We start from the raw sequence: 11,939 nt of genomic DNA, 5'->3' as shown, positions 1-11,939 counted from the left end.
GTGGTGTCACGGCCGTTTGCCAAGGTGCGCGGGAGTCAATGAAAACCCCGGTTTTTTATTGTTACCGCGCTCTAGGCAAAGCCCCCGATATCAGGCATATAATTTGCTTATGTTTGGCGCTCACGCGCCCTGTCGTGGATGGCGCATTGCGCCGGCGAATAAGGTGTTAAGCCCCTGCCATGAAACCATCGCTAGTCCTGAGAATGGGCCAGCAGCTGACGATGACACCGCAGCTGCAACAGGCCATCCGCCTGCTCCAATTGTCGACCTTGGATCTGCAACAGGAAATCCAGGAGGCCCTGGAGTCCAATCCGATGCTCGAACGCCAGGAAGAAGGCGACGACTTCGACAATGCAGACCCATTGGCCGACAACATCGAGCAAAAACCCAATTCCGACGTGCAGGAACCTTCCTATCAGGAAACCGCCCCCACGGTGGACAACCTGGAGGAAGGCGAATGGAACGAACGCATTCCCAACGAGCTTCCCGTGGACACCGCCTGGGAGGACGTCTATCAGACCAGCGCCAGCAGCCTGCCCAGCAGTGACGACGACGAGTGGGATTTCACCACCCGCACATCCGCCGGAGAGAGCCTGCAAAGCCATCTGTTGTGGCAGTTGAACCTGGCACCGATGTCGGACACCGATCGCCTGATCGCCGTAACCCTGATCGACTGCATCAACAACCAGGGCTACCTGGACGAGAGTCTCGAGGAGATTCTCGAGGCGTTCGACCCGGAACTGGATATCGAGCTGGACGAAATCGAAGCCGTCCTGCACCGCATCCAGCAGTTCGAGCCTGCCGGTATTGGCGCGCGCACGCTCAGCGAATGCCTGCTGCTGCAATTGCGTCAACTGCCGGCCAAAACACCCTGGCTGGTCGAAGCCCAGCGCCTGGTCACCGACTACATCGACCTGCTTGGCAGCCGCGACTACAGCCAGTTGATGCGCCGCATGAAGCTCAAGGAAGACGAACTGCGCCAGGTCATCGAGCTGGTGCAAAGCCTCAACCCTCGTCCCGGCTCGCAGATCGAGTCGAGCGAAGCCGAATACGTGGTCCCCGATGTCATCGTGCGCAAGGACAACGAGCGCTGGTTGGTGGAGCTGAACCAGGAATCGGTGCCGCGTCTGCGGGTCAACCCGCAATATGCCGGGTTCGTGCGCCGCGCCGACACCAGCGCCGACAACACCTTCATGCGCAACCAGTTGCAGGAAGCGCGCTGGTTCATCAAGAGCCTGCAGAGCCGCAACGAAACCCTGATGAAAGTCGCGACCCAGATCGTCGAACATCAGCGCGGCTTCCTGGAGTATGGCGACGAAGCGATGAAGCCGCTGGTACTGCATGACATCGCCGAGGCGGTAGGCATGCACGAGTCAACGATTTCCCGGGTGACCACGCAGAAATTCATGCATACCCCACGGGGTATCTACGAGCTGAAATACTTTTTCTCCAGCCACGTGAGTACCTCTGAAGGCGGCGAATGCTCGTCCACGGCGATCCGCGCGATCATCAAAAAACTGGTTGCCGCGGAAAATCAGAAAAAGCCGTTGAGTGACAGCAAGATCGCTGGTTTACTGGAGGCACAAGGCATTCAGGTCGCCCGTCGAACCGTCGCCAAGTACCGCGAGTCCCTTGGGATCGCGCCTTCCAGCGAGCGTAAGCGTTTGATGTGACGGGCGGGCCATAGCGTTCCAGTGACGGGTATTTTTGCCCGTCGCTTTATGCACTGGCAACGAAGGAGAAGCTGTATGCAAGTCAATATCAGTGGACACCATGTAGAAGTCACCCCGCCACTGCGCGACTACGTCGAGCAGAAGCTGAGGAAGCTTGAAGGACATTTCGACAAGATCACCAACGTGCAGGTCATCATGAAGGTCGACAAGCTTCAGCAGAAAATCGAAGCGACCCTCCAGATACCCGGTGGCGAAGTGGTTGCCAACGCAGAGCATGAAGACATGTACGCCTCGATAGACTTGCTCACCGACAAGCTGGACCGCCAACTTAAAAAGCATAAGGAAAAGAATCTGAGCCTGCTCCAAGGCACAGGTCGCTAACTCTCCCCCCATGATCCGACTTGAATCCATCCTGACCCCCGGCCGTTCCCTTGTGAACGCGCCGGGCGGCAGCAAGAAAAAAGCCCTCGAACAAATTGCCAACCTGATCGCTCGCGAAGTGCCGGGCCTCGAAATGCAAGATGTCTTCGAGGCTCTCATCGCTCGTGAAAAGCTCGGTTCCACCGGCTTTGGTAACGGCATCGCGATACCCCACTGTCGCCTCAAAGGGTGCACGGATCCCATCAGTGCCCTGCTGCACCTGGAAGCCCCCATCGATTTCGACGCCATCGACGGCGCCCCGGTCGACCTGCTGTTTGTGCTGCTGGTCCCGGAAGCCGCTACCGATGCGCACCTGGAACTGCTTCGGCAGATCGCCAGCATGCTCGATCGCAAGGAAGTGCGTAACAAACTCCGCAGCGCCAGCAGCAATGACGCGCTGTATCAGGTTGTCCTGGATGAGCAAAACGGGCAGTAATCATGCGTTTGATCATCGTCAGCGGCCGCTCCGGCTCGGGTAAGAGCACCGCCCTCAATGTGCTTGAGGACAGCGGTTTCTACTGCATTGATAACCTGCCTGCGGGCCTGCTGCCCGAATTGGCGGAGCGCGCGCTGATTCACACCGAGCTGGCGCAGCCGCTGGTGGCCGTATCGATTGATGCCCGCAATCTGCCCAGCCACCTTTCACGGTTCCCGGAACTGTTGGAAGAAGTGCGGGCCAAGCATATACATTGCGATGTGCTGTATCTGGATGCGGATGAGGAAACCCTGCTCAAGCGTTTCTCCGAAACCCGCCGTCGCCACCCGCTCAGCAGCCCGCATCGTTCCCTGGCCGAGGCCATTGAGGACGAAACGAAGCTGTTGGGGCCGATCATCGATCTGGCCGACCTCAAGATCAATACCACCAGCCTCAACCTGTACCAGCTACGCGACGCTATCAAGCTGCGCCTGCTGAACCAGCCTGAGCCCGGCACGGCGTTTCTCGTCGAGTCCTTTGGATTCAAGCGTGGCATGCCGGTAGACGCCGACCTGGTGTTCGATGTGCGTTGCCTGCCCAATCCTTATTGGAAGCCTGAACTGCGTGACCAATCAGGCCTGGATCAGCCGGTGATCGATTATCTGGCGGCGCAGCCGGATGTGCAGGATATGTTTCAGGACATCTCCAGCTACCTGCTCAAGTGGCTGCCGCGCTTCGCTGCAAGCAACCGCGCCTATGTCACCATCGCCATCGGCTGCACCGGAGGCCATCACCGTTCCGTCTACCTGACCGAACGCCTGGGCCAGGTGCTGCAACAAACCCTCAAGAATGTCCAGGTACGCCACCGCGACCTCAGCTGAAAGGAACACCCCCGCGATGCCCGCACGTGAAATTGAAATCATCAACAAATTGGGCCTTCACGCCCGGGCCTCGGCCAAGTTCGTCGGTGTGGCCGGACAATTCCCTTGCAAGATCCGCGCAGGGCGTACCCGCGAGTCCATGGTCGACGGTAAAAGCATCATGGCCATGATGATGCTGGCAGCCGGCAAGGGCACCAAGATTCACCTTGAGACCGAAGGCGAGCAGGAAGAAGAGGCAATGAAGGCCTTGGAGGCGTTGATCAACAACTTCTTCGACGAAGGGGAATAATTCGCTGACGCTTCATCCCAACGCCGTATCCATCACCATCATCAAGCAAAACCCGATACACAGCCCCAGGCTCGCGAGCTTTTCGTGGCCATTGCGGCGCGACTCCGGGATAACTTCGTGAGTCACCACCAGCAGCATGGCCCCAGCCGCCAAGGCCAGGCCCAAGGGCAGCAGCACCTCGGCCAGGCTTACCAGCCAGGCGCAGAGCACGGCGAACACTGGCTCGACCAAGCCTGAGGCGGCACCCACCATGAACGCCTTGACCCGCGACATCCCGGCGCCGGCCAGCACCAACGCTATCACCAGGCCTTCGGGTACATCCTGCAAGGCGATGCCCATGGCCAGACTGTCGGCATCCGGCATGCCGCCCCCGGCGGAAACGCCCACGGCCATGCCCTCCGGAATGTTATGGGCAATGATCGCGAACACGAACAGCCAGATGCGCGGCGGGATCACCGGTTGCTCCGGCGTACCCACCAGCATTTCCGGGCTGGCGCTTGAGACCTTTCGGTCAACCAGATAAAGGCCGAAGGCGCCCAGGATGATGCCAGAACTGACCAGGCCACTGGCGGCCCAGGGGGACAGCCCCAGCCCTTCAGCTGCCGCAATCCCCGGTACGATCAACGAAAACGCAGTGGCTGCCAGCATCACGCCAGCGCCAAAGCCCAGCAAGGTATCGCTCAAGGCCATCGGCATGCGCCGAATCACTAATACCGGCACCGCGCCCAGCGCCGTGCCCAATGCGCAAATGGAACCACCCTGTAAGGCACGCAGGATGCGCGGCTCAAGATCGAGCCAAGCCAGCCCGTGGGCCACCAGCAAGGCAGTGCCTGCCAACAGCAGCAGCGAGCCAAACGCATAGCGAAACAATCGCACGCTGCCAATCGCCAGTGTTTCAGTGCCCATAATCGGCCTTAGTGCTTGTTATGAAGAAGGGTGTCAGGCCAGAGCAGCCTGATAGCGGGCGGCGACTTCCGGCCAGTTGATAACGCTGTAGAAAGCATTGATGTATTCCGGGCGGCGGTTCTGGTAACGCAGGTAATAGGCGTGCTCCCAGACATCCAGGCCAAGGATCGGGGTGTTACCGCTCATCAACGGGCTGTCCTGGTTGCCGCTGCTTTCCACCACCAGGGTCTTTTGCGCAGTGACGCTCAGCCAGGCCCAGCCGCTGCCGAAACGCGTCAGCGCAGCTTTGGTGAACGCCTCCTTGAAGTTGTCGAAGCCGCCCAGCTGCTCATCAATCGCTTTGCTCAGTGCGCCCTCGGGCTTGCCACCACCTTGAGGCGACATTACCGCCCAGAACAATGAGTGGTTGGCGTGGCCGCCGCCTTGGTTGATCACCGCCGCGCGCATTTTTTCCGGCAATTGCTGCACACTCGACACCAGTTTCTCTATTGGCCAAGCGGCGAACTCCGTGCCCTCTACCGCCGCGTTCAAGTTATTGATGTAGGTCTGGTGATGCTTGGTGTAGTGAATCTCCATGGTTTGCGCATCGATATGCGGTTCCAGGGCATCGTAGGCATAGGGCAAGGCAGGCAAGGTGTAGGTCATATCAATGTGCTCCGTATTGAGAAGGCGTGGGGTGCGCTGCAGTACCTCCCAGCAAGCGATGGGTACGCGGGTACTCGCCGTGGTCGCTGATGAAGTTCAACAGCTCAACGTAGGTTTTACTGCTCTGGCGCAGCGCCGCTTCACGCAGCTGCGGCGTAAGACGCGAGTCCTGCATGGCCTGCAGCAGGCGCTGGTGGATGGCGCACAAGTATTCCGCGCTTTCCTCCGGCTGGTTGAGGCGCAGGTGCAGGTCCGCCAGGTTGTGATGTGAAATAACGCAGGCCGCGACGGCCTCTTCGGCATCGGCCCAGCGCTCGAACAGCACTAGGGCCAGGGCCAGGGCTTGCAGATAGGCCTCGCGCGCGTCCACCCAATCACCCTGCATAAAGCAGCGGTTGGCCCGTTCGATCGTGCGTTTCCAGTGCTCCATGGTGAGTCTCCAAAGCAGGTTGGCGATTACACGCCGCCGGCGGTGAGTTTTTCCGGATCCAACAGGACTTCCAATTGGCTGCGCGGCAGGTCGGTGTGCTCAACAGCCACGTCAATCACCGGACGCCCCTGCTGATAAGCCTTTTTGGCAATTTCAGCGGCCTTCTGGTAGCCGATGATGGGGTTGAGCGCCGTCACCAGGATCGGATTGCGCGACAGCGCCTCTTTGAGTTTGTCCTCGTTCACCTTGAAGCTGGCGATGGCCTTGTCAGCCAGCAGGCGGCTGGAATTGGCCAGCAATTCCAGGCTGCTGAGCAGGTTCTGAGCGATGATCGGCAGCATCACGTTCAGCTCGAAATTGCCTGACTGCCCAGCGACGGTGATCACCGTGTCATTGCCGATCACCTGCGCAGCCACCATCGCTGTCGCCTCAGGGATCACCGGATTGACCTTGCCCGGCATGATCGACGAGCCCGGCTGCAACCCCTCCAACTCAATCTCGCCCAGGCCTGCCAGCGGGCCGGAGTTCATCCAACGCAGGTCGTTGGCGATTTTCATCAGCGACACTGCAGTGGCTTTCAACTGGCCGGACACGGCGACGGCGGTGTCCTGGGAACCGATCAACGCGAACAGATGTTTGCCGGGCGTGAACTGGACGCCGGTCAGGCTGCTGAGCTGCTGGCTGAAGCGCGCCGCGAATTGCGGGTGCGCGTTGATGCCCGTGCCCACCGCAGTCCCCCCTTGGGCCAAGGCTTGGAGACTCGGCAGCAAGTCCTGCAAGTGGCCGATATTGGCCTTGAGTTGTTGCGCCCAGCCAGTGAGCACCTGACTCATGCGTACCGGCATGGCGTCCATCAGGTGGGTACGGCCGGTCTTGATGAACGGATGAACCTGCTCGGCCTTGCGCTCGATCACTTGCACCAGATGCAGCAGGGCCGGCAGCGTTTGCTCATGCAGAACAAGCGCCGCACTCACGTGGATCGTGGTAGGAATGACGTCGTTGCTGCTCTGGCCGCAGTTCACATGGTCATTGGGGTTGACCACTTCCCCCAGCAAACGGCTGGCCAGCGTGGCGATCACTTCATTGGCATTCATGTTGGAGCTGGTGCCGGAGCCCGTCTGGAAGATATCCACCGGGAAGTGGCGCATGTATTCGCCTTCCAACAAGCCTTGAGCGGCATCGACGATGGCTTTGCCCTGCCCCTCGCCGATTTGCTTGAGGTCTACGTTGACCTTGGCGGCCGCGGCCTTGACCAGGATCAGCGCGCGAATGAACTGGGCGGGCATGGGACGGTGGCTGATCGGGAAGTTGTTCACCGCGCGCTGGGTTTGCGCACCATACAGGGCATCGGCGGGCACATGCAGTTCGCCCATGCTGTCGCGTTCGATACGGGTGTTACTCATCGGAGGATCCTTGCGCCAGGTCAGAAACGGGTATGGACGGCAGCAACTGGCAAGTCGCCAACTGCCAGGCAAAGGCCTGCCAGCGCTTGAGGCGGCAGGCACAATGAGAAAGCTTTTCCAGGTCGCGCAGTGGGCGCCAGGCCTGATCAAGGCACTGGGAACGCCAATGCCAGGGCAAGGCAATATCGTTGGCGGTGTCGATCAGCAGACGAAATGAAGTTTCGGCGACCGTCCACGGGTGGGTCGCGGTGCAGCACGCCAGGTACCGCCCTTCGCTCAGGTAATGCTCGATCAGGCGCGGCTCATCAGGGTCCAGCCCGCAGCGAATCTGGCGACTCATCCAACGCCAGCTCTCCAGATAAGGATCTTCATGCAGGACAGAACTCATGATCTCACTCGCTCGGTAATGAGATTTATTATTAGATGATATTGAGAATCAAAACAAGCACTGCACCGGAATCGACTTTTCAAACGCCAAAAAAAAGCGCGCCATCACTGGGATGGCGCGCCTTTCCATAAATCGCTCGGAGCGTCAGCTACCCGCGACAGTCATCCGCTCGATCAAGACCGAACCGGTGCGAATGTTGCTGCGCAGTTCCAAGTCATTCCCTACCGCGACGATCTGCTTGAACATATCGCGCATATTGCCGGCGATGGTGACCTCCTGGACGGCAAACTGAATTTCGCCGTTTTCCACCCAGAAACCCGCCGCGCCACGGGAGTAATCACCGGTAACCATGTTCAGGCCATGGCCCATCAATTCGGTTACCAGCAGGCCGCGCCCCATCCGCCGCAACAGCGCCGCCTGGTCTTCGTCGCCGTGGGTCACGAACAGGTTGTGTACGCCGCCCGCATTGGCGGTGCTGGGCAAGCCGAGTTTGCGCCCGGCATACGTGCCCAGCACATAGGACACCAACTCGCCTTTCTCGACAAAGGGCTTGGCATAGGTCGCCAGGCCATCACCGTCGAAGGAAGTACTGCCCATGGCACGCATCAAGTGTGGGCGTTCATCGATGGTCAGCCATTCTGGAAACAACGTCTGGCCGATCGCCCCTTCCAGGAACGAGGATTTTCGATACAAATTGCCACCGGAAATCGCCCCGAGAAAACTGCCGAACAAACCGCCGGCCAGCTCCGCCGAAAACAGCACCGGCACTTCACAGGTCGGCACCGGACGCGCGCCCAGGCGGCTCGCGGCACGCTGCGCGGCCTTCTGCCCAATGCTGGCTGGATCGGCGAGCAAATCGCCCTGACGGTTCACGTCATACCAGTAATCACGCTGCATCTGGCCATTGGCTTCGGCGATCATCACGCAGCTCAAACTATGGCGAGTGGACGCGTAACCACCGATAAAACCATGGCTGTTCCCATACACGCGGCACCCCTGGTGGGTGTTCAAGGTGGTGCCATCGGCATTTTTGATCCTGGGGTCGGCGTCAAAGGCCGCGGCCTCGCAGACCAGCGCCTGTTCGATGGCCTGCTCCGGGCTGATATCCCAGGCATGGAACAGATCGAAGTCCTTCACGTCCTTGGCCATCAGCGCCTGGTCGGCCAAGCCCGAACTTTCATCCTCGGAGGTATGCTTGGCGATTGCCAACGCTGCGGCAACCGTTTCGCGAATCGCCTCCGTACCACTGGCGGACGTACTGGCCGACCCCTTGCGCTGCCCCACGTACAGCGTGATGCCAAACCCCTGGTCGCGATTGAACTCAACGGTTTCCACTTCCCGCTGACGCACCGACGTCGACAGCCCCTGCTCCAGCGAAACAGCTACTTCACAGGCGCTGGCCCCCTGGCGCCTGGCCTCGGCAAGAATCTGCTCGACTTGTTCCTGCAGTGCCGGTAACGCTTGCGGACCGACGCTTTGGGCTGCACTCATGGTTTTCTCCACTCAAATTCTGCTTTCGGTTAAGGCCATCGAGCGACCGGGCCGGACAAGCGGCCCCCGACTGGTTATCATGGCGGCGTTTCTTTGCGGACTGCCACCATGGTTGATTCTTACGACGACTCCCTCGATGGGGAGAAAAGCAAAACCCAGGTCAAACGTGAGCTGCATGCTCTGGTTGACCTTGGCGAGCGCCTTACGACGCTCAAAAAAGACTTGATTGCCAAACTGCCACTGACCGACGAAATGCGTCGGGCGCTTGCGGATGCGCCCAAGCACACCGCGAACATCGCGCGTAAGCGGCACATTTCGTTTATCGGCAAGCTGATGCGCGATCAGGACATTGACGCCATTCTGGCCTTGCTCGATCAAACCGATGCCTCCACTCGCCAGTACAACGAACGCTTCCATAACCTGGAGCGCTGGCGTGACCGCCTGATCTCGGGCGATGACGCGGTGCTGGAGAAATTCGTGCTGGACTACCCGGATGCGGATCGCCAACAACTGCGCTCCCTGATCCGTCAGGCCCAGCACGAACTGGCGCATAACAAGGCGCCGGCCACCAGCCGTAAAATTTTCAAGTACATCCGTGAGCTGGACGAGACTCAACGCGGCCTGCGCTGATCCTCTTCCCCGGGTGGCGGCCTTCGCCACCCGAAGCTCCCTGCTTACGACCCCGTGCCACCCACGGTAATCGCATCAATCTTCAGCGTTGGCTGGCCGACACCCACCGGCACTGACTGCCCATCTTTTCCGCACGTACCCACGCCGCTGTCCAGGGACAGATCGTTACCCACCATGGACACCTTGCTCATGGCCTCCGGCCCGTTGCCGATCAATGTTGCGCCTTTGACCGGCGCGGTGATCTTGCCGTCCTCGATCAAGTACGCTTCGCTGGTGGAGAACACGAACTTGCCGCTGGTGATATCCACCTGGCCGCCGCCAAGGTTGGCGCAGTAGATACCGCGCTTGACCGAGGCGATGATTTCCGCCGGGTCGCTTTCACCGGCAAGCATGTAGGTATTGGTCATGCGCGGCATCGGCAGGTGCGCGTAGGATTCGCGACGACCGTTGCCGGTGCGCGCCACGCCCATCAGCCGCGCATTGAGTTTGTCCTGCATGTAGCCCTTGAGTACCCCGTTTTCGATCAGGGTGGTGCATTCGGTCGGGGTGCCTTCATCGTCCACGCTCAGCGACCCACGCCGGCCGGCCAGTGTGCCGTCATCAACGATGGTGCACAGCTTGGAGGCGACGCTCTCGCCCATGCGCCCGCTGTAGGCGGAACTGCCCTTGCGGTTGAAGTCGCCTTCCAGGCCATGGCCCACCGCTTCGTGGAGCAACACTCCGGACCAGCCCGAACCCAGCACCACCGGCAAGGTGCCCGCCGGCGCCGGAATGGCTTCCAGGTTCACCAGTGCCTGACGCAGCGCTTCCCGGGCATAGCCCATGGCGCGATCCTCGCTGAGGAAATAACGGTAGTCGGTTCGCCCGCCGCCGCCATGGCCGCCGCGCTCGCGACGGCCGTTCTGCTCGACGATCACACTGACATTGAAGCGCACCAGCGGCCGCACATCCGCCGCCAGGCTGCCATCGGTGGACGCCACCAGGATGCGCTCCCATACACCGGCGAGGCTGACGCTGACCTGCTGGATACGCGGGTCCAGGGCGCGGGTGGCGGCGTCGACACGCTTGAGCAGCTCGACCTTCTCGGCGCGGCTGATCACTTCCAGGGGGTTATCCGGAGCGTACAACTGGGCCACGTCCTGGCTGCTGAACGCCTGAACCGTGCCATGCTGGCCCGCACGGGAGATCGAGCGCGCCGCGCGAGCCGCCAGGCCCAGGGCCTCCAGCGTGATGGCATTGCTGTAGGCAAACCCGGTTTTTTCACCGGACTGCGCACGCACGCCCACGCCTTGGTCAAGGTTGAAACTGCCTTCCTTGACGATGCCGTCTTCGAGGGACCAGGACTCGGAAATCTGCCCCTGGAAATACAGGTCGGCCGCGTCGATGCCCGGCCCGGCCAGATCGCCCAACACCGTTTGCAAGTTTTCGATGGTCACGCCACCGGGTGCCAGGAGGTGTTCACTGACTGAGGACAACAACTCGCTCATAGATTTGGCCTTAAATTCATCGTTCCGAAGCAGGCCGCTGCGCGCCCTGCGAGAAAAAGCGCCGATGGCAGACCACCGGCATGCGCGCCCGTATCGACGCTTGTTCACTGCTGTCGCGCGCGGCCAACAGCACCGCCTCGCCCTTATCCTGTTGCGCCAGCACCTGCCCCCATGGGTCGACAATCGCTGCGTGACCGTAGGTTTCCCGTGGTCCCGGGTGCACGCCGCCCTGCGCCGCTGCGAGCAGGTAGCACTGGGTCTCGATGGCCCGCGCGCGAATCAGTACATCCCAATGCGCGGCGCCGGTCACCGCCGTAAACGCCGACGACGCGGTAATCAGTTCGGCCCCTGCGGCGCGCAGCTCGCTGTACAGCTCCGGGAAGCGCAGGTCGTAACATACGGTGAGTCCCAGACGCCCAACCGGGGTATCCGCCACCACCACGTGGTTGCCGAAAGCATAGTCGTCAGACTCGCGATAGCGACCTCGCGCATCGGCGACGTCGACATCGAACAAATGCAGCTTGTCGTAGCGGGCGACGATTTCGCCGCGATCATCGATCAACAACGAGCAAGCGTTGGGCTTGGCATACGGTTGACCTTCAGGCGGCAACGGCAACGTGCCTGCCACTATCCATAAGGTGAGGTCGCGGGCGGTCTGTTTCAACCATGGCAGGATCGGGCCTTCGCCCAGCGCCTCGGCGCGGCCGATATCCGCCACGTCGCGCCGCCCCATCGCAGCGAAGTTTTCCGGCAATACCGCCAACTTGGCTCCGCCCGCAGCGGCGCGTTCCAGCAAGCGTCGGGCCTGGGCCAAGTTGGCTGGCACGTCGCTCTGGCTGACCATCTGAATTACCGCAAAGGACATGGGGCGACACTCCGTA

14 protein-coding genes are annotated in these 11,939 nt (G+C 60.7%); 6 read left to right on the top strand and 8 right to left on the bottom strand.

Going from position 1 to position 11,939, the window contains the following annotated elements; translation table 11 throughout:
• The first annotated feature begins 179 nt into the window (after positions 1 to 179).
• The 5 genes from QRN10_RS04375 to QRN10_RS04355 all read left to right on the top strand — a co-directional run bounded on the left by QRN10_RS04375 (position 180) and on the right by QRN10_RS04355 (position 3,678).
• Positions 180 to 1,673 carry an RNA polymerase factor sigma-54 gene (locus QRN10_RS04375; RefSeq protein ID WP_285427906.1) on the top strand — a complete coding sequence of 498 codons (1,494 nt, stop codon included), beginning with the start codon at positions 180 to 182 and terminating at the stop codon, positions 1,671 to 1,673.
• A 75-nt stretch (positions 1,674 to 1,748) separates the two neighbouring features.
• Complete coding sequence (gene hpf / locus QRN10_RS04370; RefSeq protein ID WP_027604812.1) at positions 1,749 to 2,054, top strand: ribosome hibernation-promoting factor, HPF/YfiA family; 306 nt, start codon at positions 1,749 to 1,751, stop codon at positions 2,052 to 2,054.
• Between the two features lie 10 nt (positions 2,055 to 2,064).
• Positions 2,065 to 2,529, top strand: a complete 465-nt coding sequence (gene ptsN / locus QRN10_RS04365) for a PTS IIA-like nitrogen regulatory protein PtsN (RefSeq protein ID WP_181080632.1) — start codon at positions 2,065 to 2,067, stop codon at positions 2,527 to 2,529.
• Positions 2,530 to 2,531: 2 nt separating this feature from the next.
• Positions 2,532 to 3,389: an RNase adapter RapZ gene (gene rapZ / locus QRN10_RS04360; protein WP_181080631.1), complete on the top strand. Its 858-nt coding sequence runs from the start codon at positions 2,532 to 2,534 to the stop codon at positions 3,387 to 3,389.
• A gap of 16 nt (positions 3,390 to 3,405) precedes the next feature.
• A complete protein-coding gene (locus QRN10_RS04355) occupies positions 3,406 to 3,678 on the top strand; it encodes an HPr family phosphocarrier protein (protein WP_181080630.1) in 273 nt (90 codons plus the stop codon).
• 12 nt (positions 3,679 to 3,690) lie between these two features.
• Here the strand turns inward: QRN10_RS04355 and QRN10_RS04350 are convergent, their stop codons facing one another.
• From QRN10_RS04350 to pmbA, 6 genes are all read right to left on the bottom strand, one after another.
• Positions 3,691 to 4,584 (bottom strand): ZIP family metal transporter, encoded by an 894-nt coding sequence (locus QRN10_RS04350; RefSeq protein ID WP_181080629.1) that lies wholly within the window; start codon positions 4,582 to 4,584, stop codon positions 3,691 to 3,693.
• 33 nt (positions 4,585 to 4,617) lie between these two features.
• On the bottom strand, positions 4,618 to 5,229 hold the full coding sequence (locus QRN10_RS04345) for a superoxide dismutase (RefSeq protein ID WP_253510480.1): 612 nt from the start codon (positions 5,227 to 5,229) through the stop codon (positions 4,618 to 4,620).
• 1 nt (position 5,230) lies between these two features.
• On the bottom strand, positions 5,231 to 5,659 hold the full coding sequence (locus QRN10_RS04340; RefSeq protein ID WP_181080627.1) for a DUF2753 family protein: 429 nt from the start codon (positions 5,657 to 5,659) through the stop codon (positions 5,231 to 5,233).
• 26 nt (positions 5,660 to 5,685) lie between these two features.
• Positions 5,686 to 7,062, bottom strand: coding sequence for a class II fumarate hydratase (locus QRN10_RS04335; protein ID WP_181080626.1), 1,377 nt, complete (start codon positions 7,060 to 7,062; stop codon positions 5,686 to 5,688).
• Complete coding sequence (locus QRN10_RS04330; protein ID WP_181080625.1) at positions 7,055 to 7,450, bottom strand: FagA protein; 396 nt, start codon at positions 7,448 to 7,450, stop codon at positions 7,055 to 7,057. The genes QRN10_RS04335 and QRN10_RS04330 overlap by 8 nt, the downstream gene beginning before the upstream one ends.
• 144 nt (positions 7,451 to 7,594) lie before the next feature.
• Positions 7,595 to 8,941 (bottom strand): metalloprotease PmbA, encoded by a 1,347-nt coding sequence (gene pmbA, locus QRN10_RS04325; RefSeq protein WP_285427905.1) that lies wholly within the window; start codon positions 8,939 to 8,941, stop codon positions 7,595 to 7,597.
• A gap of 108 nt (positions 8,942 to 9,049) precedes the next feature.
• On the opposite strand from pmbA, the gene yjgA reads away from it, so the two are divergent.
• Positions 9,050 to 9,571 (top strand): ribosome biogenesis factor YjgA, encoded by a 522-nt coding sequence (gene yjgA, locus QRN10_RS04320; protein WP_181080623.1) that lies wholly within the window; start codon positions 9,050 to 9,052, stop codon positions 9,569 to 9,571.
• Positions 9,572 to 9,615: 44 nt separating this feature from the next.
• Here the strand turns inward: yjgA and tldD are convergent, their stop codons facing one another.
• Together tldD and QRN10_RS04310 are read right to left on the bottom strand one after the other, a co-directional pair.
• Positions 9,616 to 11,058, bottom strand: a complete 1,443-nt coding sequence (gene tldD / locus QRN10_RS04315) for a metalloprotease TldD (protein WP_253510477.1) — start codon at positions 11,056 to 11,058, stop codon at positions 9,616 to 9,618.
• 16 nt (positions 11,059 to 11,074) lie between these two features.
• A complete protein-coding gene (locus QRN10_RS04310) occupies positions 11,075 to 11,923 on the bottom strand; it encodes a carbon-nitrogen hydrolase family protein (protein ID WP_285427904.1) in 849 nt (282 codons plus the stop codon).
• Between the last annotated feature and the right edge of the window lie 16 nt (positions 11,924 to 11,939).

The organism is Pseudomonas sp. lyk4-R2A-8, assembly GCF_030209095.1.
Lineage (GTDB): Bacteria > Pseudomonadota > Gammaproteobacteria > Pseudomonadales > Pseudomonadaceae > Aquipseudomonas > Aquipseudomonas quebecensis.
This window is presented reverse-complemented; position numbering and strand designations above follow the sequence as displayed.